The organism is Aquella oligotrophica (assembly GCF_002892535.1).
In the GTDB taxonomy this organism is placed as follows: domain Bacteria; phylum Pseudomonadota; class Gammaproteobacteria; order Burkholderiales; family UBA11063; genus Aquella; species Aquella oligotrophica.
The window spans coordinates 1,963,376-1,990,314 of sequence record NZ_CP024847.1 but is presented as its reverse complement, the minus strand read 5'-3'; the positions used below and the strand labels follow the sequence as shown (position 1 = coordinate 1,990,314).

Below are 26,939 nucleotides of genomic sequence, written 5' to 3'. Positions count from 1 at the left end.
TTATAAAAGTAATTTTTTACTGTAGAATGTTATTTTTGTACATTTGTTTGGAAAATTTAAATTATGCTGGTTAGGTTATTTAGAAAATGTCAGGGTTTACTTTCAATAATACTTGTAAGTGGAGTACTAATCTCTTGTTCCGCAGGAAGTAGCAGCTCTCCATCGCCCACACCAACCCCTACGCCTAGTACTGAAGAATTAGTAATTTCATCATCTACTAGGTCCACACTTGTGGTTGGGGAATCGATTACAATGACCATAAGCATTACTAATCCACCAACAACCGAATCAACAATAGTTGCAATCATCAATAATAATAGCTCAGTTATTTTTATATCTCCAAGCAATTGTACCTTATCAGCAACAGTTCCATCATGTACAGTAAAAATTACTGGTATTGGCGCTGGTTCAGCAAATTTTACTGCAAGTTCAACTGGTATAGCATCGACTACTTCTGGAATAATAACAGTTACAGCTATACCTCCAGTTACATTAAGTGGAATCATATTTGGAACTCAAGATGGTCTGGTTTTTAATAATGGTAGTTTAATTGCTGGCAATTCACCATTAGCTACCATTGACTCCAGTCAAATAAATGGTCTTGCGATAGATTCTAGTGGTAATTTTTATGCCGGGACTGGTGGTGGAATATTTAATGGCTTTGGTGCGGGTAAGGTATTTAAATATAATGCAACTCTGGGTTACTGGATTATGCTTGCTGGTAGCGGAGGTGGTGGTTCTCTAGATGGTTCAGGTGTAAATGCTTTAATTTTGGACACTAATAATAATTTATACGCTGGGACAAGTGCTGGGAATGTTTTTAAATATATTAACGGGGTCTGGAATTTAATTGCATCTAGCCTAAATCAGCCAATTAAAACACTTGCCCTTGATTCGAGTAATAATCTTTATGTTGGAACTAATAATAGTTCAAATACTGACAATGGTGTATTCAAATATGTAAGTGGCGCGTGGGTAACTCTTGGTTCTCCCGATAGTACAGGTATTCAATCAATTGCGATTAGTACAGCTGGGGATATCTATGCAGCGACACAAGGAAATGGTGGAGATGGGCAGGTATATCAGTATGACGGTGGTGGAGGAACAAGCTGGACTACAATTAGTGCCTTTAATGATGGCTCAGTAAATGTAGTCGTTGTAAATAGTAGTGGTCTTTATACAGGAACTGCAACTGGTAAGGTATATGAATATGATGGAAGCGGGACTTCATGGACATTGTTAGGTATTCCAGATGCAACCTCAGCTTCTGCAATAGCAAGCATGATGCTCAATGATTCAAGTATTTATGCTGGAACCTATGGTGATAGCGACAATGGACAGGTCTATTTATATGATGCTGGAAATGCTCGCTGGGATAGTATTGGAACATTAAATAATGGTGGAGTTTCTGCTCTTGCCATAAAAAATAATACTCTTTATACTAGCACGGCTAATAGTGGTGGTAGTACAGGAATGGTCTATCAGTATACTGCAAATATGTGGCAACCAATTGGAACTGGTGCTCTTGATGGTACAGCAGTATATTCAGTAAATATAGCTAGTGACGGTAGCTATTATGCTGGGACACAGAATAATGTCTTTAAATATCTCAGTGCAAATAAATTATGGGTACAGCTTGGCAATTTAAATCTTGGTAATATTGTTGCACTCACAACCTATGAAAGTAATATTTATGCTGGAATAAATACAAATATTTATACTAGTAATAATAATGGTGGTAGCTGGAACTCAATATTTAGTGATGATCTCTATCAGCCATCAGACTTATTGACTACTTCAGGTGGGCGATTATATGCTAGCGTGAATTATTATGATAGTAATGGTGATCAAATATTAAAAGATGGGCGTGTGCAAGTATATAATAGTACAAGCAATACTTGGACCGTACTTGCGGGAAGTGCTTCAAGACAGTCGCTTGATGGTAGCCCAATAAATTCAATCACTATGGATAGTGCTGGAAATCTTTATGCTGCGACAGCTGGTATGGGCAGTGGAGGTCTTGTTTGGAAATATCCTGTTGGTGGGAGTAGCTGGGTGATGGTTGGACTTGGAACACTTGATGGGAATCCGATAACTAGTGTAATTACTGATAGCTCTTTAAATGTTTATGCTGCGACATCAGCCGTTCAAGGAAATCAAATTCAGGGTGGTAATGTATTTAAGTATAATGGTTTATCATGGGTACAAATCAATACTTATTCTCTTGATACCCTTGGAGTTAATAGCCTTAGCTTTGATGGCGAGAGCAATCTTTATGCTGCGACGGCTGGTGGTTTGGTCTGGGAATACTCAGGTAGTGGTGGCTTATGGATAAATACTGGTTATGGTATCGGTGTTTCTATAAATATAACTGGTACAGCTGGCTATTAGGCTAATTTATAAATTTAATAGGCGTTCCATTTTGTAACGCCTATTTTAATTAAGAATAAAAATAAATGAACCAACTAATATTGAAGCGTAACAGTTTAATGTGCGCGTGCGATATTTGGTTTCTTACTTACGGGTCATTATTTCAAGAATAACCTCATCAGTTTCACGCATTCCATCACGGGCAAGCTCACCAATATTACGAATAGTTGCTTCAACATCATCCGCAACAATTCCGTCTCCGGGTGTAACCACATTACCATTCATTGCTGATGCAGCACCATCAAAGGCAGCATATGTGCCGTTGGCTATTTTTACTGAGCATGATGAATTTGCTCCATCGCAAAATACACCAGATACTCCAGATAGGGTATTAATAATTGCTTTTGCCACTACCTCATAACTCTCATCATTAAGAAAGACTAATGCTCCAGATACTGCTCCTGCAGCACACATAGGTCCACAGTATGCAGAAAGCCGTCCAATATTGTTTTTTATATGTACTGATGCTAGAATTGAAAAAATCAGTCCGCGCATCATTTTATCTTCACTTAAGCCATTTTCTCGGCAATAGGTAATAACTGGAATTGATGAAGTTAAACCAACATTACCACTTCCGGCAGCAGTCATCACGGGCATTGCCGAGCCCCCCATCCGTGCATCGCTTGCGGCAGCTGCATTACTAGCACTCAGATTTCTTGCATCTTTGCCATAAAATCCACGTTCAATACTGGTTTTAATATTTTTTCCGGTTCTAACCCCATAGTCATGAGTTAAGCCTTCTATTGAAATAGCGGTATTACAATTAATAATTTTTTCAAGAATAGGCTTTAGAAGATTTATATCAACCTCTTTAGCTAGATCATAAATTAACTTTATATTAAGGATTGCTGCATCGTCTTCAAGTTTAGCTTTACTGCCTGAGTCGTTAATTTTTAGCTGAGTCTCACCATTTTTAACTATCTCGGTAATATTGTTGTGGACGTGTTTTAGTTCAACACTTGCCGATTGACTCCCTGCAATCATTTTAACTTTAATATAAAGTTTAAAATTATTATCTGACTTAGTGTAGTGTACAGTATCTTTAGCCAAAAATTCACGTACTTTTACCATTTCTTCTGGTGTAACCTTGCTAAGCACCATTAATTCTTGATTGGCATCACCAGCAAGTGCTCCCATGGCAGCTGCAACTTCAATTCCCACCATATTACCACTATTGGGTACAAATACACTCTTAACATTTTTAATTATATTTCCCGAGAGGATGAGATTAATATGTTCTGGTTCACACCCAAGTATTTCTCGAGCTTTTGCTGTCGCTAGTGCTATAGCAATTGGCTCAGTACAGCCTTCTGCTGGAATAACTTCATTTTTGAATAATTCAATTACTTTATTTATGGTGTCTTGATCAAAACTCACTGGAATAACCTTCTAATTAAGTCAACTAAGCGCAATTATATTACATTTTACCAATTATTATCATTGCAATGCAATATTGGGTCAATTTTTACTAAGAAAATCAGGTAAGAGGAAATAGTTATAGCCAAATGGTTCAAATTTTGAAGAGTCTGGCGATAACATGCTTGCTGTATTTGCTTTAAAGTCTGGGAAATCTTCAAATTTGGTCCCAAAATATGCAATAATTTTTAGCGGTGGCAATTTTGCTGTTGTTACAACACTCTCATAATCTCCAGAGGAAATTGCAACAAATCGCGGGTTTTTATTGGTAGCATCTGCCGCATTTGCCACAATGAGGCTACTATAGCAAATTTTTTGTTTTTTGAGTTCACTTTCGCTTGCTCGCAGTTGAGCTAGTTGTGAATAAGTAAGCCCACTTTCCGTATAATTACTAACGATGATAACTCGTCCGCCGAGCTTCTCTATATTACAGCTAATTTCTTGTGCACCGGGTAATGCCGACTCAACTAGATAGCTGGTATTACCACTATTTCTTAGCTTTCCAGTGATAATTGTCCCATATGAAAATACAGTTGCCCAAGTTTTTGGCTTGAGGTTAGCATCGTCAACTAGGGTGTCAATATTAGCATAAGCCATGCTGAACATTTGTTTATAAACTAATTGCTCTTCAATGCTTAATTCGCGAGATTCCTCTTTTTGTCGAATTAAGCTCAGATCGTCTGGCGTGCTAGTACTGGGAAGTAATATTTGCGGTGGGGTTATGGCATAAACCAGACTACTCGCAAATAAAAGACAATAAAGTGGCAAATATTTCATATTCATACTAAATCAAATTATAACTTATCGAATTTCGCCATTTTCCATTTACCAGACTAAAGAGTACTAGTTTACTACAAACACATTTGGCGGGTAATGGCTTTTGGCTAAAGAAGTCATAGGCAGCAGTGAAGTTTTCTGCTAACAAATCACGGTTGATGATGCTAATATGAGGTATGAATTTTCTATCGCCACGTGGAGTAACATAATGAATTACTCGCTCATAAACTTCTGTAAAGATTTGTTTCAGCTGAGGTGTTGCCTCAATCGCCATATAAATGGTACGTTCTTTAAAATGATTCCAACCATGAATCGCTAGTTCTAGCGTAGTATAGTTTTTGACTAATTCGGATAACTCTTGATTAATCAATTCCATATTTGAGCTATCTATCTCAAAAGGAGGAACTATAGTTATATGCGCAGGCGATTTTTTGGCTGCCTTACAAGCAAAAAGCTCTTCTGCCTGATTTTTATAAGCTACACATAAAGAATTTAGTTCTTCATCCGGTATAAGTCCAATATAATATAAATTACTCATATTCCTCCGCGGCAATAATTTGACGTACACGTACTAGATCTTCAAGTGTATCAACACCAGCCGCTGGAGCATCAGGAGTAATCATCACTGAAATTTTATAACCATTATACATGGCGCGCAATTGTTCTAATGCTTCAACTTGCTCTAATGGGCAAACTGGTAACTGATGATAAAGATTAAGAAAACTCACCTGATACGCGTAAATACCAATGTGGCGTAATACATTAATCTGCTTAGGTAATTCAACCTTACCACCATGAGTATAACCATCGCGATAGTATGGAATTGGTGCTCTTGAAAAATAAAGTGCATGACTTTCATGATTTATCACGGCTTTTACTACATTGGGATTAAACACTTCATCACTACTATGAATTGGATGCGCAAGTGTAGCAATTGCCGTTTGTTTACGGATAATAAACTGTGCCAATTGATTAATCAACTCAGGATCAATTAACGGTTCATCGCCCTGTACATTTACGATAACTTCATCTGGCATAAGCCCAAGCTTACCGACCACTTCACTAATTCGGTCAGTTCCTGATTGATGTTCGCTACTCGTCATAACTACATTAAGTCCATGTGCGACACAAATATCATAAATTTCCTGATGATCGGTGGCAACCACTACCTGATTGGCATTACTTTTAAGCGCCTGTCTAGCAACCCTAACGATAAGAGGTACTCCGACCACATCTAGCACCATTTTGCGCGGCAATCTGGTAGAACTCATCCGCGCCGGAATTACTACCGTAAAATTATTCACTGGCATTTTCAAAATTCCTTGCTTCATCAATAAGCATTACCGGAATCCCATCATCTATCGGATATGCTAGCTTACATTTATTACAAACCAATTCTTGATTTGGTTTATCATATTCAACTTTTGCCTTACAAACTGGACATACCAATATTTCAAGTAGTTTCGCATCCATTTATTCTCTCCGATCAAGATAATTTGGCTAATTGCTGCGTAAGTGTTACAACAATTGCATTTAATTCACTAACCCGTGCCTGATCTTTTGCTACTAGTTCAGCTGGTGCACGAAGCGCGTAATTTGGGTTATCCAGTTTAACTTTCATCTTTTCGATTTCTTTTGTATTTTTCTCAATTTCTTTAGTTAAGCGAGATTTCTCAGCTGCTATATCAATTTCAACCTTTAACATCAAGCGTCCACCTTGAATTACCGCTACTGGAGCTTGTGAATCTTCAAGTTTGGCTACTATACTAACCGTTTCAATTTTTGCGAGCATTTTAATATAATTAACAAAACCTGAGTATTCATCAGGATTGCTCGTTTCAATAAATAATGGAACTTTAACAGCTGGCTGAATATTCATCTCAGCACGGAGATTACGTACAACGCCAATTAGATTCTTTAATTGAGCAATAAATCCATCTATTTGCGACTGATTAGACTGTACATAATCTTCTTTTTGCGGGTAGTTACTAATTACAATTGACTCTTTAGCTTTTTTATTAGCTAATGGTGCAACTACTTGCCATAATTCTTCAGTAAGAAAAGGCATTATCGGATGCATAATACGTAATACAGCCTCAAGTACTGTTAATAATGTATCAATTGTCCCAGCTTTAATTTCCTTATCTTCGGATTGTAAATTAACCTTGGCTAGTTCAAGATACCAATCACATAACTCATTCCAGACAAATTCGTAAATCCGTTGGCTTGCCAAATCAAAGCGATAGCTTGCAAAACCATTTTCAACATCAGTAATTAATTTTGCTAATTCAGATAAAATCCACTGATCAATAAGCGATTTTTTATTTCCACTACCGATTAATTCTTGATGATTTTCCACCTGCATCAAAACAAATTTAGTTGCATTGAAGATTTTATTACAGAAATTACGATTGCCTTCAATCCGCTTTAAGTCAAAATTAATATAGCGCGCCTGAGTTGCCAGGGTTGCTAACGAGAAGCGCAAGGCATCGGCACCAAACGGAGTAAAGCCATCTGGATAATCTTTCTGCGTTTGTTTCGCGATTTTTTCGGCTTGCTTTGGATTCATCAAATTAGCGGTACGTTTTTTAACCAGCTCATCAATCGAGATTCCATTGATAATATCGAGCGGATCAATAATGTTCCCTTTAGATTTCGACATTTTTTCACCATGAGCATCCATAATTAGCCCATTGATGTAAATATCTTTAAATGGTACTTCGCCAGTAAATTCTTCGGTTAGCATTATCATCCGTGCCACCCAGAAGAAGATAATATCAAACCCGGTTACTAACACATTTGATGGGAGGAAAGCTTTTAGATAATCATTATCCTGTGGCCAATCAAGAGTAGAAAAACACCATAGTGCCGAACTAAACCAAGTATCTAATACATCATTATCCTGTGTAAGAGCATTAGTCCCAGCCTGCTGTGCAGCCTCTTCCAAAGTCTTCGCAACAAAGACATTACCTTTATCATCATAAAACGCTGGTATCCTGTGTCCCCACCATAGTTGACGAGAAATACACCAATCCTGAATATTAGTTAGCCACTGATCATAAGTTTTTTTCCAGTTTTCTGGTACAAATTTAATCTTCCCAGACTCTACCAACTCCAAACCACGTGCGGCAAATTTATCCATTGCCATAAACCATTGATCAGTAAGCATCGGCTCAATCACTACATTGGTTCTGTCCCCTCGTGGCACCATTAGTTTATGTGGTTTGATTTCTACCAGATAACCTTGCGCCTCGAGATCAGCAACTACTTGCTTACGCGCAGCAAAGCGCTCCATTCCTTGATACTCAGTTGGTGCATTTTCATTGATTTTACCATCTAGAGTAAGTATGCTAATCATTGGCAAATTATGCCGTTTGCCGATATCATAATCATTAAAATCATGTGCTGGAGTAATTTTTACACAACCAGTTCCAAAGTTAGCATCGACATAATCATCGATAATAATCGGTATTTCGCGTCCAACTAACGGCAATATCAATGTCTTACCAATTAAATGCTTATAGCGTTCATCTTCAGGATTTATCGCAACAGCAACATCACCAAGCATGGTTTCTGGACGTGTAGTTGCAACTACAATTGACTCATTACTATCTTTCACTGGATAACGAATATGCCAAAGGCTACCATTTTCTTCTTCAGAAACAACCTCCAGATCGGATACTGCAGTTTGTAGCTGGATATCCCAGTTTACTAATCGCTTCCCACGATAAATATAACCTTTTTGGTATAAACTTACAAATACTTCACTAACTGCTTTGGATAAGCCTTCATCCATAGTAAAGCGTTCACGTGACCAATCACATGATGCTCCTAGACGGCGCATTTGGCGAGTAATTGTATCGCCAGAAATTTTCTTCCAATCCCAGACGCGCTTGATAAATTCTTCACGCCCCAAATCATGTCGCGATACGCCGATTGCATCTAATTGACGCTCAACCACGATCTGCGTTGCAATTCCAGCATGATCAGTCCCAGCCTGCCATAAAGTGTTATAGCCTTTCATGCGGTGGTAACGAATCAAAATATCCATAATAGTTTGTTGGAAAGCATGCCCCATATGCAAAGTACCAGTAACGTTGGGTGGTGGTAGTTGGATACAATAACTTGGTGCGTTCTTATCCATATTTGGCTTAAAATAACCTTTTTCTTCCCAAATTGGGTACCACTTAGACTCTATCTCACTGGGTGCATATGTTTTGGCTAGTTCCATCAATTTCAATCCTTGAATCGCATAAAAATAATATTATAAAACCCGTAATTTTAACATAAGGAAGGGTTTTGCCTCAAACTATGTCAGCATAATGTGTGAGGTGATTTATTCCGAATAGTTTATTGGGTGCATTATGTCAATTTGATCTGATTTCTAGTAAAGGTTTTCTTTCTGTAGTTATAAAGTGTGTAACTTAAAATGTGTGGTATAATTTTGCTCCATTTTTTACTTCTGGCAGGTACCTTATGCTTGATAAAATTACCATCCGCGGGGCACGCACTCATAATCTGAAAAATATTGATCTAGACTTGCCAAAAAATAAGCTGATTGTTATAACTGGACTATCTGGTTCTGGTAAGTCATCGCTTGCATTTGATACTTTATATGCTGAAGGGCAGCGGCGTTATGTCGAGTCTTTATCAGCCTATGCACGCCAGTTTTTGCAGCAGATGGATAAACCAGAAGTTGATTTGATTGAGGGTTTATCACCAGCGATTTCTATTGAGCAGAAAGCAACTTCACACAACCCACGCTCTACCGTTGGAACAGTTACTGAAATTTATGATTATTTGCGTCTTCTTTTTGCTCGTGCCGGGACGCCATTTTGCCCAACCCATAAAAATCCGCTACAAACACAATCAGTCGGGCAAATTGTTGACTCAATCCTTGAACTGCCGGAAGATAGTAAAATCATGCTACTTGCACCACTTATTGTTAATCGTAAGGGTGAGCATGTTGATTTACTTGCCCATATTCAGGTGCTTGGATTTACTAAAGTACGAATTGATAACGAGATTTATAATCTAGGTGAAACTCCGCTACTAGATAAAAACAAAAAACATACGATAGAAATTGTTGTTGATCGGCTAAAAATCAAGCCAGATCAAAAATCACGGCTTACTGATTCAGTTGAAACTGGACTTAATCATGGTGAAGGTAAGATCAAACTAGTAAATCTTGAAGATAATAGCGAAAAATGGTTTTCCAGTAAATTTGCCTGTCCTGAATGTGATTATTCGATGCCAGAACTGGAGCCACGGATATTTTCATTTAATAATCCAATTGGCGCATGTCCTAAGTGTGATGGGATTGGGCATATTACTTTTTTTGATCCGGATAAGGTAGTAGCTAACCCGGAGATCTCAATTGCCGATGGTGCAATAAAAGGTTGGGATAAACGGAATCAATATACGTTCCAAATGCTTATGTCTGTTGCTAGCCATTATGACTTTGACATCGAGACTCCTTGGAGTGAATTACCAGAGAAAATCAGAAAAATTTTACTTTTTGGTTCTGGTAATGAGGCAATCAGTTTTAATATACTTAATGAAAAAGGCGGTTATCGGAGCATCAAGCAATCTTTTGAGGGGATTGTTAATAATCTCGAGCGACGATATTACGAAACCGAAAGTCTCCATGTTAAAGAAGAACTTACTAAATATCAGAATAATAAAGAGTGCCCAAGTTGTAATGGCTCGCGTTTACGTATGGAGGCACAATGCGTAACAGTTGGTAAATATAATATTGCTGAAATCAGTCGCTGGCAACTAAGAAAATGTTTTGATTATTTTAATAGCCTTGAACTGGAAGGGCATAAACAGGAAATTGCCAGCAAGATAATGAAAGAAATTACCAGCCGGGTCGGTTTTTTGATTGATGTTGGTTTAGATTATCTAATGCTAAATCGCTCTGCCGATACATTATCTGGTGGTGAAGCGCAGCGGATTCGTCTGGCAAGCCAGATTGGTTCTGGATTAACAGGAGTGATGTATGTGCTTGATGAGCCATCGATTGGTTTACATCAAAGAGATAATGATAGATTAATTGCTACTTTAAATAAATTACGTGATTTGGGTAATACCGTGATCGTTGTTGAACATGATGAAGATGCAATTATCAGCTCAGATTTTTTGGTTGATATTGGTCCTGGTGCTGGTGAACATGGTGGTAAGGTCATTTTTGCTGGAACTCCCGAGGAAATAAAAAAATCGAAAGATTCCATTACTGGACAATATTTATCAGGCAAAAAAGAAATTAGTATTCCTAAGAAGCGTCGTACTCAAGATAAAGGTAAATTGACATTAACTGGCGCTACAGGCAACAATCTGAAAAATGTTAATCTGGAGATCCCAATTGCTAATTTGGTTTGTATAACCGGAGTATCTGGCTCGGGTAAGTCGACCTTGATTAATGATACGCTTTATCGGGCAGTTGCGCAATATCTTTATAATAGTAATGAAAATCCCGAGCATCATAATGAGATAACCGGGCTTGAAAATTTTGATAAGGTAATTAATGTTGATCAAAGTCCGATTGGACGCACACCGCGTTCTAATCCAGCTACTTATACTGGGCTTTTCACACCGATTCGTGAGCTTTTTACTCAAGTACCGATTGCTCGTGAGCGTGGTTATGGACCAGGTCGGTTCTCATTTAATGTAAAAGGTGGGCGTTGTGAGACCTGTCAGGGTGATGGGCTGATTAAAGTAGAAATGCACTTCTTACCAGATATTTATGTTTTATGTGATGTTTGCAAGGGTAAACGTTATAATCGTGAAACCCTTGAGATACAGTATAAAGGTAAAAACATTCATGAAGTGCTAGAAATGACGGTTGAGGAAGGCCTAGCTTTCTTTGCTGCTGTACCCTCAATTGCTAAAAAATTACAAACTCTTATGGATGTAGGTTTGGGTTATATCCGGCTTGGTCAATCCGCAACCACTCTATCCGGTGGTGAAGCGCAGCGGGTTAAACTTGCGCTAGAGTTATCTAAGCGCGATACCGGTCGGACTATGTACATTCTTGATGAGCCAACTACTGGTTTACATTTTCATGATATTGACCTACTTCTAAAAGTATTACATAAATTTGCTGATCATGGGAATACAGTAGTGGTTATTGAACATAATCTTGATGTAATAAAAACTGCTGATTGGATAATCGATCTTGGTCCTGAAGGTGGTGAGGGTGGCGGACAAATAATTGCAACTGGAACACCAGAACAGATTGTAAAACAGAATAAGGGTTACACTGGTAAATATCTGGCACAGTATTTGAAGCCAAAAACCAAAGGGAAATAAATGTTAAAAAAGATACTGGATAGTACCAGAATTAAGCGTATTCTTGATAATGGACATTGGCAGACGATTATTCCACTGATTTTGACTAATCAGCTGATAAAGGTCGAATATCTACGTCAACGGATTTATACTCCAGATAATGATTTTATTGATCTTGATTGGGTTAATCCAGATGTGGTTGATAAACCAACCGTGATTTTGTTTCCCGGGATGGAGGGTAGTTCTGATAGTCATTATGCGAAGCGGGTAATGTATTATCTAAAGCAAATTGGCTGGCGTGGGGTGGTTGCTCATGCTCGTGGTTGTAGTGGCGAATTAAATCTTACTTTTAATTTTTATCATGGCGGTTTTACAACTGATTTAGCTTTTGTGATTGAGACCGTTAAGAAAGTTACGCCAGCACAGCTTTTTGTGACAGGTGTTTCACTTAGTGGTAATATGCTTTTGAAGTTACTGGGAGAGAATAATCCTGCTGCGAATTTGCTTAATGCTGCAATTGCAATTTCGGTACCATTTGATCTAATGGCGGCATCACTTCAGATCGATAGTGGGCTTAATCGCCGACTTTATGTCCCATATTTTTTAAAAACACTAATGCCTAAAATGAAGCAGTATGCCGAGAGATACCCTGATTTAAAATGGCAGAAGGTAGATAGTTTGGATGAATTTAATGATAAGTACATTACCCAAATGTATCGCTTTAAAAGTGCCATTGAGTATTACCAGAAATCTAGCTCAAAGTTTTTTATTGATAAAATACAACAGCCAACTATGATAATTCAGTCTGCTAATGACCCAATGATTCCATTCGATTCATGGCCAGATCGCGAAAAACTGCCGAATGTAGTCAGGTTCTTTGGTTTAAACTATGGCGGACATGCTGGGTTTGTTGGGAACGAAGAAGACCTTTTGGTGGCATTACTCAAGCTACCCAGAATTATGGTACAATATTATAGTAAGCATCTAGACTAATAAGGGGGGTATATGGATTTAAAGAGAACTGCATTAACAACATTAAGACTGATTGATTTGACTAGTCTTAATGATAACGACACTCCGGGAGTTATTCTTAACCTATGCAAACAGGCTAAAACTCCTTTTGGACACGTACCAGCTGTATGCATTTATCGACAGTTTATCCCAGTGGCTAAAGATTATTTTGTTGCTAATAAACTAGATGTAAAAATTGCAACTGTTACCAACTTTCCTCATGGTGGTATTGATAAATATCTTGCCATTAAGGAAACTGAAGAAGCGATCAAACTTGGTGCTGATGAAGTTGATATAGTATTTCCATATCAGGCACTTATGGCAGGAGACTCTGCAATCGGTGCTGAAATTGTTAAAAAAGCTAAAGAAACATGTGGAGATAAAGTTCTGAAGGTAATTATTGAAAGCGGTGAGTTGATTAAACCAGAACTTATTCGGGAAGCGAGTATTATCTCGATAGAAAACGGCGCTGATTTTATCAAGACTTCAACTGGTAAAGTTCCGGTAAATGCGACGCTGGAGGCAACTGAAATTATGCTAAAAGTCATTAAAGAGCTAAATTCTAAATGTGGCTTTAAGGCTGCTGGTGGGATTCGTCGTGTATCCGAAGCTGTAGAGTACTTGAAACTTACAGCCGAGATTATGAGTGAGGACTGGATTAGTTCAGATAAATTCCGTTTCGGAGCTTCAAGTTTGCTTGGTGATGTACTTGATGTACTAAATGATAGACAAAGCAGCACAGATAATAGTGCATATTAATTTAATTGGAGATGAATATGACAAACCGTGTAATTGTTATGGTTCTTGATTCCTTTGGTATTGGCGATCTGCCAGATGCAGAAAAATTTGGTGATAAAGGTAGTAATACCCTTGGGCATATTGATAAATATTGTCATGATAATGGACTTCAGTTTAAGATTCCAAATTTGCTAAAGCTTGGCTTGGGTCGTGCATATCAAACGGTTAATAGCAAGTCACTTTATGCTGATAATAGTGATTATTCGGTACATGGCTTTTATGGTGCTGCACGCGAACTTAGTTCTGGCAAAGATACCACTAGTGGGCATTGGGAAATCGGTGGTTGCCCTGTAATGTTTGATTGGGGTTATTTTACCTCCCATGAGAATAGTTTTCCAACTGAATTATTGGATAAAATTGTCAAGCGTGCAGGTATCCCGGGATTTCTTGGTAATTGTCATGCATCAGGTACGACAATAATTACTGAATTGGGTGAAGAGCATATTAAAACTGGTAAACCGATATTTTATACTTCTGCTGATTCAGTATTCCAGATTGCCTGTCATGAAGAAAGCTTTGGTCTGGAAAATCTCTACCGTTTGTGTGAAATTACTCGCGAAGAGCTTGAGCCATATAATATAGCCAGAGTTATTGCTCGTCCTTTTGATGGTGATAGCTCGGCAAATTTTGCCCGCACCAAAAATCGTAAGGATTATTCTTTATTACCTTCAGCGCCTACGATCCTTGATGTTTGTAAAGAACATGGAGGCGAAGTGGTTGCGATTGGTAAAATAGGCGATATTTATGCGCATCAGGGAACTACAGTTGAAATTAAGGCTAGTGGCTTACCTGAACTTACCGATAAAACGATTGCTGCAATTAAAGAATATCCAGCAAGTGGTAAACCTGTCTATATTATGACTAATTTGGTAGATTTTGACATGAATTTTGGTCATCGCCGTGATGTTAAAGGCTATAAGGAAGCATTGGAGTATTTTGATACCCGCATTCCGGAGATTATTGAGAGTCTTAATCAGAATGATATTCTTATCTTTACTGCGGATCATGGTTGCGATCCTACTTGGACAGGTACTGATCATACTCGTGAGCATATTCCGGTTATAGGCTATCATGGTGGTAAAGAAATTGACATTGGAATTCGTGGTACTTTTGCGGATATTGGGCAAACAATAGCTAGTCATCTACGATTGCCTAAGCTTGATTATGGAGTGTCTTTCACTTAAAAAACCGCCAATTGGCGGTTTTTTTATTAGGCATTTTTTTTATAAGCTAATTATCTAACTTAAAATTTATAAATTCTAACCAGTAAATTAGCGTAAGATTAAAAGCATGTTTTCGATTGTGATGCTTCTATTCGGATCGGCTACTCGAAATAAAGATGATATTTGATTAGTAATTAATATTAATACAACAACTTATTTTTGTCAATATATGATCGTGCATGATAATTGTTTAGATCAATAATATTAGCTATAAATAAATGAGTAACAGATAGTTAAAGCTTTAATTGGTTTGCAAAAATTATATTTGTATGCTTTTTGGTAACCATCAAGCCGAGTTAAGTTGGCTAAAAACAGTACCAACAGCATCCTCTAGCTAAGAATATCCGGTAAAATGGGAAGTTGTAATATAAATTAAATCTTCCAGGGAGCTAATGATGCAGTCTACTAATATTTTCAGGCGAATAATGACAGTATTTATTTTGCTTATCGCTACAATACTCGCAGCAGCATGTAATTCAGCAAGCAGCTCATCGTCTTCAAGCAGTTCTAACTATATGATTAGCGGTGCATCTGATCAAATTAATCAGCTTCAAGGAACTAAATTAACAAATCTACAAGTACCTTTAATCAATTATACAACCTCGGCATTTAATGGTAGTACTTTCGTGGTAGTCGGCTACTCCGGAGTGATTCTGACCTCACCTGATGGCAGTAATTGGACAGCAGTTAATAGTAATACTGCTAATGTTAGTTTTCATGGTGTAGCTTACGGTAGTGGAAAATTTGTAGCGGTTGGTTCTGCTGGCGAAATCTTTACTTCAGCCGATGGTAACTTATGGTCGCCAGCAAATAGTGGTACCACCGATGAAATGATCGGTATCAATTACGTTAATGGTAAATTTTTCGCATTAGGACTTAATGGCTTATTATTAACTTCAAGCGATGGTAGCAGCTGGACAAAACCAGCGAGTGGTACCACTGTGGCACTATACAGTGCGGCCTATGGTGATGGAAAATATGTAGTCATTGGTGATGCTGGTGTCGTATTGACTTCAACCGATGCGGTTACCTGGACGCCAATAGATATTGGTACCAAAAGTAACTTACGTAATATCACTTATGCCCAAAATCAATTCGTGATGGTTGCAGCTAGCGGAATCATTATGACTTCGCCAGATGGCTTAACTTGGACATCACAATCAAGTGGAGTAACCTCGAATATTCTTTATGTAATCTATGCTGGCAACCAATTTGTTGCAGTAGGTGTGTCAGGAGTAATTCTGACTTCGCCTGATGGCGTAAGCTGGACTCAGCGCGTTAGCGGCAACACGTTCTATCTTATGGGTGCTGGCTATGGTAATGGAAAATACATCGTTACTGGTTACTCAGGTACTATTCTTACTTCTACTGATGGGATAACTTGGACCCCAGAAACAGCTAGTGTTAACAATAAACTTGATAATGTTGCTTATGGCAATGGTACTTATGTAGTAATCGGTACCAGTGGGGTGTTACTAACCTCAACTGATGGTATCACCTGGGCTACCCAAAATAGCGGAATTACAACCAATTTACGCGGGATAAAGTATGCTGCGGGTAAATTTGTTGCGGTTGGCTCTGGTGGTGTGGTAATAACTTCACCAGATGCCGTCACTTGGACGCGACAAAATAGTGGAGTTACTAGCAATTTTGGTAGTGTTACTTATGGTGCTGGATTATTTGTAGCAGTTGGGACTACCGGAACTATTGTTACTTCGCCCGATGCGGTTACCTGGACTAGCAGGAATAGTGGAATTAGCACCTATTCTCTTTATAGCATAACTTATAACGGCAGCGCCTTTGCAATAGTTGGTGAAGCTGGGCAAATAACAACTTCGTCAGATGGAATAAATTGGACTGTAAGAGTAAGTGGAACCAGTAACAATCTTCGTGGAGTTAATAATAATGGCAGTACAATTGTTGCGATTGGAAATTCTGGTACAGTAATCCGCTCAACCAATAATGGTGAGACTTGGACTGTGATAGATAGCGGAATTGAAGAAACATTGCTAAACCTTAGCTATGGTGATGGAATGTTTGCTGCATCCGGTAATAGTGGCACAATTGAAACTTCGCCGGATGGAATTACTTGGACACAACAAGTTAGTAATACTAGCAATAATTTATCTGGAATCACTTATGGCGATGGACTTTTTGTCGCAGTTGGAGATGTGGGGACAATTCTAACTTCGTCAAATGGACAAACGTGGAGTACTCAGATTAGCGGAACTGCCAAAAACTTCTATGCAATTAGTTCAGGCAATGGAGTAATTGTAACTGCAGGAGATGCGGGTAGTATTTTACTTAGTACAAATGCAACTAGCTTTGAAAGTGTTGCTAGCGGTAGTACAAGTAATCTTCTGGGCTTAATTTATGCTAATGGCAAATTTATTGCTGTGGGTGACTCGGGTACAATTATTTCTTCTGCAAACGGAAGTAGTTGGAGCACACTAAGTAGTGGCAGTACAAATAATTTATTGAGTATTGCTTATGCTAATGGGCTATATGTCATCGTTGGCAGTGCAGGTACAATTTTGACGTCTAGTAATGCTACTACATGGACAAGTGTTACCAATCCGAGCACTACTAATTTACATGGGATAGCTTATGGAAATGATTTATTTGTTACAGTCGGTGCAAATGGTACAATTCTGACATCAGCCACTGGCAGTAGCTGGCAAGCGCAACCCAGCGGTGTTAGCCTGAAATTAAACGGTATTGCTTTTGCTAATGGAACATTTGTTGCGGTTGGTGAAAAAGGAACTATTCTTACCTCAACTAACGGTACAACTTGGAGCTTACAAACCAGTGGCACAACATATAATCTGCTAAACGTAATAACTACAAGTAGTGGCTTCACGGCTGTTGGCGAAAAAGGAACTATTCTAACCTCGTCAAATGCGCTTAGCTGGAGTCAGTTACCTGTCATGAATGGTGTAACGCTTTACGCAGTAACTCCTTATTAATCAGTCGATTAGGAAAGGCCTGCCATGATACCAAAAATTGGCAGGTCTTTTTTTATCAAGTAATAGCTAGTTAGTAAGTTTGATATTCTAGGACAGTCAGATGAGAGAGTAACTTCTTTTTATGTGTGGTTATTGAATGTCTTGGGTATTCAAAGAGGACATTGTATCTGCTTATTTGACAAAATTATTTTATTATAAGATAATAACGCCTGACAAAGTAAGGTAAAAACTATTAATGAGGTAAATTTTATGAGTCAGACAAATTGGAATCAGATTAAAGAAAATGAATGGCGTAGCCACTGTGGACGCTTCGTAATTGTTAATCGTAAAGAAAGCCAGAAATATCATGTTATTGATGAGCTAGAGATTAAAGTGATTGGCAAATTTGAAACACTTGATCAGGCTAAAGGATATATATTTCATTAGAGTTTATACATTATCTGTAAAATTAAAATAAGGAGCCCATTTTTGTGGGCTCCTTATTTTAATTTGAATGTCAGGATATTAAGACTATTCTGATTTCTCTTCGCCATCATCATCTGAGCTTGTTTCATTCTCCTTATTCTGTTTTTCTGGCAAATAAACTTTATATTTGGCGGTCTTATCAAGCTTATAGATATCTGGACGGAATTGCGCCCAATCATCATCGCTCACCCAAGAAGTAAAATAGGTGATATAAAGGTTTATTGGAGTACTTAGTCCTACCGATTGGCTCTTGCCATCTTTGTAGAAACTATTAATCCGACGTTTATTCCAGCCTTCTTGCTGAGTCAGAATATAGTAGCTAAGTTTCCTTGGTTCGCCTACGCGAATACAGCCATGACTGAAATCACGTTTATAAACATCAAAAACCTCAGATTCATTTGTGTCATGCAGATAAATCTGGCATGGGTTTGGGAATAGAAATTTTACTTTCCCTAAAGAGTTATCTTTTCCTGGATCCTGACGGAAGCGGTAACGGTTAAATTCTTTTTCACTCATGTTTTTCCAGTTAATTGTTTCTGGATTTGGAACGACAGTAAAATTACCCGAGCTATCGGCCTGTAATACATTATAGTGTTTTTTTGCAAGGAAGTTTTTATCTGTTTTTAGCCTTGGCCATAATTCGGCACCAGCAATACTAGTTGGAAGATTCCAGTATGGGTTCAAGACTACAGTGTTAATCTTACTGGCAAGAACGCAACTAGGGTGCTCAGAACCGCCCACTGCAACATCCATGCTTAGTTGAACTTGGTTATCTTTTACTGCTTTTAAAGAGTATTCTGGAAGGTTTACCATTATATACTGACTACCCATGTTATTTGGTAACCAGCGCATTTTATCTAGATTCATTTCCATCTGTTGGATTTTTTTGGTTATTGGAATATTCAGTGATGCTAAGGTATCGTCGTCAACTATGCCATCATCGTATAATCCATTGTTTTGTTGATAGGTAATAACAGCTTTTTGAACATCTTCAGTAAATTTACCTTTTTTATCTATTTCTTCCAATTCGCCACTCATTACAAGTCGTTGCTGCAATAGATAGACTCTTGAATTTTTATCTCCAAGTTGCATTGGTTCACCCTCTGGGATTGATTCCCAGCCTCCAGTGTTCATTGCAACATGTTGATATTCATTCATTTTAGTTTTCAGCTTAGCATAACCAGGATACTCTGGTGCAATTGATAGGATTGTGCTTTCAATACTATCTCCTTCAGCCGCAGTTTTTAATAAAGCTGCTAGATTCACTGCTTTTGGGGCGACCGTCCAATACTGAAATACTTTATGCGCTGGTTGTAGTCCATAGTGAAGATTATTTGCATATAGAAAAAATGCGTCGGTTAAGCTAGTATCGAAATTTGCCAATAGTTTTGCGAACTGTGGGCTATCGTTATCGGTATTTTTGATTTTTGCAAGTAATTTATTTATCTCGGTATTGTGATAACTACGTGGATCAAGTCCATCCAGATAGGATTGATTAATTATCTCGACCATTTTAATTGCATTGTCAGTAGGTTTATTATCCTTTAGCCATATTGCTTGATAGCCATTTTTTCTATAAAATTGGCTAGTTAGTTGCGAGTTGCAACGTGACTTATCGCCACACATGGCTTTACCTGAAGCTAGATGTGATTTTATTATTGAAATTGGATTTATGTTGTCAGCAGCATATGCCATGCTACCATTTATTGTCGTTGCACAAATAAATAAATTAAAAAGGATTTTTTTCATTAATTTTACTTACCGGAGGGTTAAAATTGTTTATAAATAACCCACCATTTTAACAAATTATTATGATATTGAAGGTAATTAAATCATAAGCGGAGAAAATATTGTTGCGATTAATATATAATTGCTAATTAATGTATCTAATTTGAGGTTATGAATGTTTAAATGGTTAAGTTATAACTTAAATTCCGAGCAGCGCAAAGTTGTCCTTCTTTCTTCGATGGGGGGACTCCTTGAGTTTTATGATTTCACAATCTATGGCTTATTTGCCGGTTATTTTGCCCATCAATTTTTTCCTGCGCATGATGAGTTTATCTCTATTATTGCTAGCTACTCAGTTTTTGTCGTTGGTTACGTTGTAAGACCAGTTGGTGGTATTATATTTAGCCACATAGGTGATGCGATTGGGCGTAAAACGGTCTTGATAATGACCATGGTTTTAATGGGGTGGCATCAGTTGGAATTGCTTTATTACCAACTTATGAACAGATTGGTATTTATGCGCCAGCTTTAATGCTTCTTTTTCGCTTGATACAGGGGCTTGCAATTGGTGGTGAATTACCAAGTATGATTGTCTATGTTTCTGAATCAATGCCAGATAAACGGGCTCAGGGAATGGGTGGGATTTTTAGCGGTACTGTTGCTGGGCTTATTCCAGGGATGTTGATCAATCTGGCGATAGTAAAATTTCTTACCCCTGAAGCTATTAATAGCTATGGTTGGCGTATTCCATTTCTTGTTGGAGGTTTATTATGTTTTATCGCATACCGGGTAAGACGCGAACTACATGAGTCAATAGCATTTAAAAAAGTTCATAAGCATGAGAGTCTTCCTTTTGCGGAGTTGTTACAACATCATCTTGGGAAAGTATTGATTGGCGCTGGGCTAGTTTCAATTATGGCAACGCCAATAATTTTGGCTATTATCTTTATGCCTACTTATCTTACCAAGATTGTTAAGGTTGATCCTAAAATTGTTAGTCAAGCAGTCCTTATTGCTACTTTTATCAGTGTGGCTAGTATTTATATCATGGGTAAATTGGTTAATACGCAAAATCTGTTTAAGTTAAGCTACATCTCCTTGATTGGTCTTTTGCTTTCCGCTGTAATTTGTTATTCCATGATTGCAATGAATCTGAATTTAATTATTGCCTTAGCTGTTTTTGCTGTTTTTCAGGGGTTTTTGGTAACTATTCCACCGATATTCCTGAGTTATCTGTTCCCGATAGAAGTTAGACTAACTGGTGTTGCATTGTCATATAACATAAGCTTCGTACTTTTTGGTGGTGTTACACCAATAGTAGTTACCAGTATGATCGAGAAAACTGGAATGGTCTATTTTACTCCTGTGTTGGTGCTACTTTTTTCTGTTTTATTTGTGGCATGGGCTATTTCAAAGTCTAGAAATATTGTCAAGTAAATTATTTTGATAGTTACTTATCTAGCCATGATGCATCATTCATGGCTATTTTTAATTCTGGTATTTACACAATCAGATTGCCATAATCATGAGAGTGTAGGCTATTGACAGAGTCATAATTTCAGAAAAATGAGCTAGTTGTAAGATAGGTAAGCATTCCTGATGGTTTATAGTAAAATAAATTAGGATGGATTTGTAATGAAATTCATAAGTGGATTTAAATACTAGCGAGGGTAGTATTTATAATGCTACATTACATGCTAGATGAATTATGTTAAAATGCTAGGTTTATTATTTCAAATAATTTTACCGCACCATATTAAATATGCAAAAAATATTATTTCTTGTTCTTTGTGCTATTATAGCAATTTTCCAATACGAGCTATGGTATGGTCGTGGTGGTATTTATGATAGTAAAGCTTTGGAAAATTCGATTTCTCAACAGGAAAAGACTAATCAAAAATTACAAGATCGTAATGATTTGATTGTAGATCATTTACAGGAATTAAAAGGCTCGGCAGATCTTATGGAAGCTAGGGCTAGGAAAGAATTAAATCTAATTAAACCAAATGAGATGCTGGTTGTTTTACCAGATGACGCATCCGCTCCTATATCCGGGAAAAAATAAATTGTATGCATTAGAAATAAATAAAGTAAGTAAGATTTATAAAAATAAATTTCAAGCACTTCATGAGGTTGATTTTCAGGTAAAGCAAGGTGATTTTATTGGCTTGCTTGGCGTAAACGGTGCTGGCAAAACAACATTGATTTCATCTATCGCCGGGATCAATCGTTTTGATGGCGAAATAAAAGTAATGGGGCACGATGTGCTTAGTGATGTGGTGGCGGCGAAATCAAAATTGGGAGTTGTGCCACAGGAAATAGCCTTTGATCCTTTTTTGACGGTTTATCAAACATTGCAGTTTCAATCAGGATTATATGGGGTAAAAAACAATAAGCGCTGGTTGGATGAAATATTGGCTGGAATGCATCTTGATGATAAAGCTCATGCAAATACACGGAGTTTATCAGGTGGAATGAAACGTCGCTTAATGGTGGCACAGGCATTGGTACATAAACCACCCGTGATAATTCTTGATGAACCAACTGCTGGTGTCGATGTAGAAATTAGGAAAAACCTTTGGGAGTTTATCAGTAAACTTCATCATGAGGGGCACACGATTCTACTTACTACGCATTATCTTGAAGAAGTGGAAAAACTGTGTAATCAGATAGTGATGATAGACAAAGGTAAAATTATTGCCAAGAGCTCAAAAAATGAGTTAATTGCGCAATCAAGTGATCTTCCAGTTACTTTTGAAATTGAAACAAACGAAGGTCAAATTGCTGGGAGCTTAGCGCAGTTAGTTATTGGCAAAGAAGCAAATAAGTCTATACTTAGTGTTAGAAATAATGATGATATACTCATGATCCTAACTGAGCTTAATAAGGCTGGAATCAAGGTTGATAATATGAATATTAATAAACCCAAGTTAGAAGACATTTTTTTAAAATATTTAGGTCGTTAAGATGCCATTTTTTGCGTTAATAAAAAAAGAAGTATATCGATTTTCTTCAATTTGGGTACAAACTGTTTTAGGTCCACTATCAACGGCATTACTTTATCAACTTATCTTTGGTAGTCAGTTTGCGGTAATTGATACTGGGCTTGAACATGTAACGTATTCAATGTTTCTTATCCCTGGGCTGGTGATGATGCAGATTTTATTAAATGCATTTGGAAATAGTTCAAGTAGTCTAATTCAGTCTAAATATACTGGGAACATTATTTTTGTCCTAATGGCACCTGTTACGGCATTAAATATGTATGCAGCTTATCTTGTTGCTAGTGTTATTCGTGGGCTTATGGTTGGTGCGGCTGTGCTTCTAGGAATAGTTTGGTTTGGTAGTTTTCATTTTGAACATGTTTGGGCTATTCTTTATTTTGCAATTTTTGGTTCACTGATTACTGGTGGGCTTGGCATGATCATTGGTATCTGGAGTGAAAAATTTGACCAGTTGGCAGGTTTTCAGTCGTTTATCATGGTACCACTAATTTATCTATCCGGGATTTTTTATAATATTCAAAATTTGGGTCCTTTTTGGCGTAGTTTAGCAATGCTTGATCCATTTTTATATATTGTTGATGGGTTTCGTTTTGGCTTTATCGGGCATGCCAGTTTTTCAATATTAAATGGTGCGATATTTGTATTTGTATTTGCTTTGATTATTAACCTAATTGGAGTGCAAATGTTGAAACGCGGAATAAACATAAAACATTAATTATTATTTTGAGGTTATTTATGCTTGAAGATGTAATTTATCAGGCTATCGCAGAACATATTGCCTGCGAGTTTCTAGATGTCAGTGGTGATGGGCGTCATTTTGATGCAATTGTGGTAAGTGATGAGTTTCAAGATAAGTCGAGAATTATGCGTCATCGTATGATTTATGCTGCTTTGGGTGACAGAATGAAGGAAGAGGTTCATGCTTTATCAATGAAGTTATATACAGCTAACGAATGGAAAGAAATTAATGGATAAATTAGTCGTAAATCATTCAATGAATCTCAAGGGTGATATTCGAGTATCGGGTGCTAAAAATGCGGCGTTACCGATTGTTTGTGCTTCACTTTTAACCGCAGAGCAATTAACTCTTACTAATGTTCCGCAACTAAAAGATATTTATACATTGGAGAAACTCCTATCAGGAATGGGTGTTAAGGTTAATTTTAGCAATAGCACTATGGTATTTGATGCTTCAAATGTAACATCTCAAGTAGCGCCATATGAACTGGTTAAAACTATGCGTGCTTCAATTTTAGTCTTATGTCCTTTGGTTGCACGCTTTGGTTACGCGGAAGTTAGCTTACCTGGCGGCTGTGCGATCGGTGCTAGGCCAGTTGATCAGCATATTAAGGGATTGGAAGCGATGGGTGCCGAAATTACCATTGAGCATGGCTACATCAAAGCTAAAGCAAGTAGATTAAAAGGTGCGCGTATCGTTATGGATATGGTGACCGTTACTGGTACCGAAAATCTTATGATGGCAGCAGTCCTTGCTGAAGGAACTACTATTCTTGAAAATGCTGCTCGTGAGCCTGAAGTTACTGATCTTGCTCATTGCCTTATTAAGATGGGTGCAAAGATTGAGGGTGTTGGTAGTGATAAATTAGTTATACATGGTGTTGAAAAACTCCATGGTGCTGAGCATGCCATTATTGCGGATAGGATTGAAGCTGGAACTTTTGCTGTTGCCGCCGCTCTAACTCAAGGTGATATTACGCTAACTCATGCTAGACCAGATACGATGGGCGCGATTATTGAAAAGTTAATAAAAGCTGGTGCTGATATTGATGAAGGAAATGATTTTATTCATATTAAAATGAATAAAAGACCGCAGGCAGTAGATATAATAACTTTGCCATACCCTGCTTTTCCAACTGATATGCAGGCGCAATTAATGACCTTGAACTGTGTTGCTGAAGGTACTGGGCGCTTGACAGAAACAATTTTTGAAAATCGCTATATGCATGTACCGGAATTATGTCGTATGGGTGCTAATATTGATATTGATGGTAATGTAGCAATTGTTCATGGTGTAGAACGTTTATATGGTGCTCAGGTGATGGCGACTGATTTACGGGCTTCGGCTTCTTTAGTTTTAGCCGGGATGTTTGCTGAAGGTGAAACGGTCGTTGATAGGATTTATCATCTTGATCGTGGTTATGAACATATTGAAGAAAAGCTTAACAATGTTGGTGCTAATATAGTTAGAATCAAGGGGTAATCATGATTAAGAAAATTGCTGTGCTGTTATTGTTATCCGGTGCAATTATTTCATGTAGTAAAAAAACTGAAGTAGCCGATGATACTCGCTATGTAAAAATCTTTGTTGTTGGTGGTGGTGTTGATAGAGGCTATAGCACTTTTCATGGCAATATTCATGCTGAATATGAACCGAATCTTTCTTTTCGAGTAAATGGCAAGATTGTTATCAGATTAGTTGATATTGGGCAATTTGTAAAAAAAGGGCAGGCACTTGCTAAACTTGATCCAACAGATTATAAATTATCTGCGGATTCGGCAACTGCGCAACTTGCTTCAGCTAAGTCCAATTATGTAACTCAGGAAGCAAATCTTGAACGTTACAAACAATTGTTAAAGCAGAATTTTGTTTCTCAAGCTCAATATGATTCACAAAAGGCTCAATTTGATAGTGCTAAGGCACAATATGAGGAAGCTAATAACCAGCTTGCAAATAGCAAAAATCAGGTACAGTATACTACTTTGGTTGCACCATCAGATGGTGTGATTTCTTCAATTAATATGGATGCAGGACAGGTTGTTTCTGCTGGGCAGACTGTTGCTACAATGGCGGTTTCGGGCAATAAAGAGGTTGCTATTGATTTACCTGAAGCACAAATTAATGATTATAAAATTGGTATGCCTGCTGATGTTAGGCTTTGGGCAACTAATAAAAACTATGTCGGGAAAATTAGGATCATTAATCAGGCGAGTGATCAGCAAACTAGAACCTATGCCGCACGGGTAGTTGTGTTAAATGCTGAATCAGATGTTAAATATGGAATGTCTGCTGATGTAACTATAAAACCGCTTAATTCTGCTGACGGCGTAGTCTTACCACTAAATAGCCTTTATACCAATAATGGCAAAACAGGAATCTGGTTACTGGATGCCAATAGCAAAGCCAAATTTGTACCTGTGGAAGTAATTGCTACTGATGGCAATACAATGAAGGTGAAAAAAGGATTAATCCATGACGGTGATAAAGTTGTGTCGGCTGGTGCTAATTTTGTTTATGAAGGGCAAGTTCTGAAGGTATACAGTAACTAGTATTGTTACTGTATCGGGATATTTATGGTATAATCTTGACCTTTAGTGGAGTATTGCTAGGTTTTGACGGTAGGTTATTACTTGGCTATACTTATCAATAACCTTATATTAAGGAATTTATTATGTCAATGAACGCAGTTAAAAAAGCGGAAATCGTTTCAAAATTTCAACGTAAAGCTGGTGATACTGGATCTTCGGAAGTGCAAGTAGCACTTTTAACAGCTAGAATTAATGAACTTACAGAACATTTTAAAGTTCATGCTAAAGATCATCATTCACGCCGTGGTCTATTAAAACTTGTTTCGCAACGTCGTCGTTTACTTGATTATCTTAAACGTACTGATTTTAGCAAGTACGCTGGTCTTATCAAAGAATTAGGCTTACGTAAATAATAAAAAAGTGGTAGAATATCTACCACTTTTCTTTTTATAACCAGAGCAACAGTGCAAAAGGTCTAAGAAGCTATTTAATCTGCTTAGTGCTGACTAATCAAGTCACTGAGTTGATCAAATAGCTTCTTTTGGTTCTGTTGGCTTATTTTT

Annotated in this window: 23 protein-coding genes; 16 read left to right on the top strand and 7 right to left on the bottom strand. The window is 37.6% G+C overall.

Annotation, left to right across the window (positions count from 1 at the left end):
• The first annotated feature begins 63 nt into the window (after positions 1-63).
• Positions 64-2,391, top strand: coding sequence for a ligand-binding sensor domain-containing protein (locus tag CUN60_RS09125; protein WP_158649370.1), 2,328 nt, complete (start codon positions 64-66; stop codon positions 2,389-2,391).
• A 123-nt stretch (positions 2,392-2,514) separates the two neighbouring features.
• On the opposite strand, the gene CUN60_RS09120 is transcribed toward CUN60_RS09125, so the two are convergent.
• The 6 genes from CUN60_RS09120 to CUN60_RS09095 form a co-directional block, all read right to left on the bottom strand.
• On the bottom strand, positions 2,515-3,807 hold the full coding sequence (locus CUN60_RS09120; RefSeq protein ID WP_222593250.1) for an L-cysteine desulfidase family protein: 1,293 nt from the start codon (positions 3,805-3,807) through the stop codon (positions 2,515-2,517).
• Positions 3,808-3,888: 81 nt separating this feature from the next.
• The gene (locus CUN60_RS09115) at positions 3,889-4,629 is read right to left on the bottom strand and encodes an HAD family hydrolase (RefSeq protein ID WP_102951742.1); all 741 of its coding nucleotides are present in this window, start codon (positions 4,627-4,629) and stop codon (positions 3,889-3,891) included.
• A 1-nt stretch (position 4,630) separates the two neighbouring features.
• Entirely contained in the window at positions 4,631-5,161 is a 531-nt protein-coding gene (locus CUN60_RS09110) for a 2'-5' RNA ligase family protein (RefSeq protein WP_102951741.1), read from the bottom strand.
• Positions 5,154-5,927, bottom strand: a complete 774-nt coding sequence (gene kdsB / locus CUN60_RS09105; RefSeq protein WP_102952467.1) for a 3-deoxy-manno-octulosonate cytidylyltransferase — start codon at positions 5,925-5,927, stop codon at positions 5,154-5,156. The genes CUN60_RS09110 and kdsB overlap by 8 nt, the downstream gene beginning before the upstream one ends.
• A complete protein-coding gene (locus CUN60_RS09100; protein WP_102951740.1) occupies positions 5,920-6,096 on the bottom strand; it encodes a Trm112 family protein in 177 nt (58 codons plus the stop codon). Before CUN60_RS09100 ends, kdsB begins: the two co-directional genes overlap by 8 nt.
• Positions 6,097-6,109: 13 nt before the next feature.
• Positions 6,110-8,854 (bottom strand): valine--tRNA ligase, encoded by a 2,745-nt coding sequence (locus tag CUN60_RS09095; RefSeq protein WP_102951739.1) that lies wholly within the window; start codon positions 8,852-8,854, stop codon positions 6,110-6,112.
• A 245-nt stretch (positions 8,855-9,099) separates the two neighbouring features.
• Between CUN60_RS09095 and uvrA the strand changes: the two genes are divergently transcribed.
• The 6 genes from uvrA (at position 9,100) to CUN60_RS12970 (ending at position 18,337) form a co-directional block, all read left to right on the top strand.
• A complete protein-coding gene (uvrA, locus tag CUN60_RS09090) occupies positions 9,100-11,934 on the top strand; it encodes an excinuclease ABC subunit UvrA (protein WP_102951738.1) in 2,835 nt (944 codons plus the stop codon).
• Positions 11,935-12,906 carry a YheT family hydrolase gene (locus CUN60_RS09085; RefSeq protein ID WP_102951737.1) on the top strand — a complete coding sequence of 324 codons (972 nt, stop codon included), beginning with the start codon at positions 11,935-11,937 and terminating at the stop codon, positions 12,904-12,906. It begins immediately after the preceding gene.
• A 12-nt stretch (positions 12,907-12,918) separates the two neighbouring features.
• Positions 12,919-13,683, top strand: a complete 765-nt coding sequence (gene deoC, locus CUN60_RS09080; protein ID WP_102951736.1) for a deoxyribose-phosphate aldolase — start codon at positions 12,919-12,921, stop codon at positions 13,681-13,683.
• A 17-nt stretch (positions 13,684-13,700) separates the two neighbouring features.
• Positions 13,701-14,906 carry a phosphopentomutase gene (locus tag CUN60_RS09075; protein ID WP_102951735.1) on the top strand — a complete coding sequence of 402 codons (1,206 nt, stop codon included), beginning with the start codon at positions 13,701-13,703 and terminating at the stop codon, positions 14,904-14,906.
• A 464-nt stretch (positions 14,907-15,370) separates the two neighbouring features.
• Positions 15,371-17,911: a beta strand repeat-containing protein gene (locus CUN60_RS09070; protein WP_158649369.1), complete on the top strand. Its 2,541-nt coding sequence runs from the start codon at positions 15,371-15,373 to the stop codon at positions 17,909-17,911.
• 249 nt (positions 17,912-18,160) lie between these two features.
• Positions 18,161-18,337, top strand: a complete 177-nt coding sequence (locus tag CUN60_RS12970; protein WP_158649368.1) for a hypothetical protein — start codon at positions 18,161-18,163, stop codon at positions 18,335-18,337.
• An 84-nt stretch (positions 18,338-18,421) separates the two neighbouring features.
• Here CUN60_RS12970 and CUN60_RS09065 read toward each other — a convergent pair whose 3' ends face one another.
• A complete protein-coding gene (locus CUN60_RS09065) occupies positions 18,422-20,125 on the bottom strand; it encodes a L,D-transpeptidase family protein (protein ID WP_102951733.1) in 1,704 nt (567 codons plus the stop codon).
• A 154-nt stretch (positions 20,126-20,279) separates the two neighbouring features.
• Here CUN60_RS09065 and CUN60_RS09060 point away from each other — a divergent pair, with 154 nt between their 5' ends.
• From CUN60_RS09060 to rpsO, 9 genes are all read left to right on the top strand, one after another.
• Complete coding sequence (locus tag CUN60_RS09060; RefSeq protein WP_102951732.1) at positions 20,280-20,636, top strand: MFS transporter; 357 nt, start codon at positions 20,280-20,282, stop codon at positions 20,634-20,636.
• Positions 20,570-21,541, top strand: a complete 972-nt coding sequence (locus CUN60_RS09055) for an MFS transporter (protein ID WP_102951731.1) — start codon at positions 20,570-20,572, stop codon at positions 21,539-21,541. Before CUN60_RS09060 ends, CUN60_RS09055 begins: the two co-directional genes overlap by 67 nt.
• Positions 21,542-21,866: 325 nt before the next feature.
• Positions 21,867-22,169, top strand: a complete 303-nt coding sequence (locus tag CUN60_RS09050) for an FtsB family cell division protein (protein WP_102951730.1) — start codon at positions 21,867-21,869, stop codon at positions 22,167-22,169.
• A gap of 1 nt (position 22,170) precedes the next feature.
• Positions 22,171-23,070, top strand: a complete 900-nt coding sequence (locus CUN60_RS09045; RefSeq protein WP_245866344.1) for an ABC transporter ATP-binding protein — start codon at positions 22,171-22,173, stop codon at positions 23,068-23,070.
• Between the two features lies 1 nt (position 23,071).
• Complete coding sequence (locus tag CUN60_RS09040; RefSeq protein WP_102951728.1) at positions 23,072-23,824, top strand: ABC transporter permease; 753 nt, start codon at positions 23,072-23,074, stop codon at positions 23,822-23,824.
• A 20-nt stretch (positions 23,825-23,844) separates the two neighbouring features.
• Entirely contained in the window at positions 23,845-24,084 is a 240-nt protein-coding gene (locus CUN60_RS09035) for a BolA family protein (RefSeq protein WP_102951727.1), read from the top strand.
• Entirely contained in the window at positions 24,077-25,330 is a 1,254-nt protein-coding gene (gene murA, locus CUN60_RS09030) for a UDP-N-acetylglucosamine 1-carboxyvinyltransferase (RefSeq protein WP_102951726.1), read from the top strand. Before CUN60_RS09035 ends, murA begins: the two co-directional genes overlap by 8 nt.
• 2 nt (positions 25,331-25,332) lie before the next feature.
• Positions 25,333-26,397, top strand: coding sequence for an efflux RND transporter periplasmic adaptor subunit (locus tag CUN60_RS09025; protein WP_102951725.1), 1,065 nt, complete (start codon positions 25,333-25,335; stop codon positions 26,395-26,397).
• 122 nt (positions 26,398-26,519) lie between these two features.
• Positions 26,520-26,789 carry a 30S ribosomal protein S15 gene (gene rpsO, locus CUN60_RS09020; protein ID WP_102951724.1) on the top strand — a complete coding sequence of 90 codons (270 nt, stop codon included), beginning with the start codon at positions 26,520-26,522 and terminating at the stop codon, positions 26,787-26,789.
• Positions 26,790-26,939 lie beyond the last annotated feature (150 nt).

Excerpts from the sequence above, each read along its gene's own strand:
- CUN60_RS09125 (WP_158649370.1), top strand. The coding sequence starts at position 64 with ATGCTGGTTAGGTTATTTAGAAAATGTCAGGGTTTACTTTCAATAATA.
- CUN60_RS09115 (WP_102951742.1), bottom strand. The coding sequence starts at position 4,629 with ATGAATATGAAATATTTGCCACTTTATTGTCTTTTATTTGCGAGTAGT.
- CUN60_RS09110 (WP_102951741.1), bottom strand. The coding sequence starts at position 5,161 with ATGAGTAATTTATATTATATTGGACTTATACCGGATGAAGAACTAAAT.
- CUN60_RS09100 (WP_102951740.1), bottom strand. The coding sequence starts at position 6,096 with ATGGATGCGAAACTACTTGAAATATTGGTATGTCCAGTTTGTAAGGCA.
- CUN60_RS09095 (WP_102951739.1), bottom strand. The coding sequence starts at position 8,854 with ATGGAACTAGCCAAAACATATGCACCCAGTGAGATAGAGTCTAAGTGG.
- uvrA (WP_102951738.1), top strand. The coding sequence starts at position 9,100 with ATGCTTGATAAAATTACCATCCGCGGGGCACGCACTCATAATCTGAAA.
- CUN60_RS09085 (WP_102951737.1), top strand. The coding sequence starts at position 11,935 with ATGTTAAAAAAGATACTGGATAGTACCAGAATTAAGCGTATTCTTGAT.
- deoC (WP_102951736.1), top strand. The coding sequence starts at position 12,919 with ATGGATTTAAAGAGAACTGCATTAACAACATTAAGACTGATTGATTTG.
- CUN60_RS09075 (WP_102951735.1), top strand. The coding sequence starts at position 13,701 with ATGACAAACCGTGTAATTGTTATGGTTCTTGATTCCTTTGGTATTGGC.
- CUN60_RS09070 (WP_158649369.1), top strand. The coding sequence starts at position 15,371 with ATGACAGTATTTATTTTGCTTATCGCTACAATACTCGCAGCAGCATGT.
- CUN60_RS12970 (WP_158649368.1), top strand. The coding sequence starts at position 18,161 with ATGAGTCAGACAAATTGGAATCAGATTAAAGAAAATGAATGGCGTAGC.
- CUN60_RS09065 (WP_102951733.1), bottom strand. The coding sequence starts at position 20,125 with ATGAAAAAAATCCTTTTTAATTTATTTATTTGTGCAACGACAATAAAT.
- CUN60_RS09060 (WP_102951732.1), top strand. The coding sequence starts at position 20,280 with ATGTTTAAATGGTTAAGTTATAACTTAAATTCCGAGCAGCGCAAAGTT.
- CUN60_RS09050 (WP_102951730.1), top strand. The coding sequence starts at position 21,867 with ATGCAAAAAATATTATTTCTTGTTCTTTGTGCTATTATAGCAATTTTC.
- CUN60_RS09040 (WP_102951728.1), top strand. The coding sequence starts at position 23,072 with ATGCCATTTTTTGCGTTAATAAAAAAAGAAGTATATCGATTTTCTTCA.
- CUN60_RS09035 (WP_102951727.1), top strand. The coding sequence starts at position 23,845 with ATGCTTGAAGATGTAATTTATCAGGCTATCGCAGAACATATTGCCTGC.
- murA (WP_102951726.1), top strand. The coding sequence starts at position 24,077 with ATGGATAAATTAGTCGTAAATCATTCAATGAATCTCAAGGGTGATATT.
- CUN60_RS09025 (WP_102951725.1), top strand. The coding sequence starts at position 25,333 with ATGATTAAGAAAATTGCTGTGCTGTTATTGTTATCCGGTGCAATTATT.
- rpsO (WP_102951724.1), top strand. The coding sequence starts at position 26,520 with ATGTCAATGAACGCAGTTAAAAAAGCGGAAATCGTTTCAAAATTTCAA.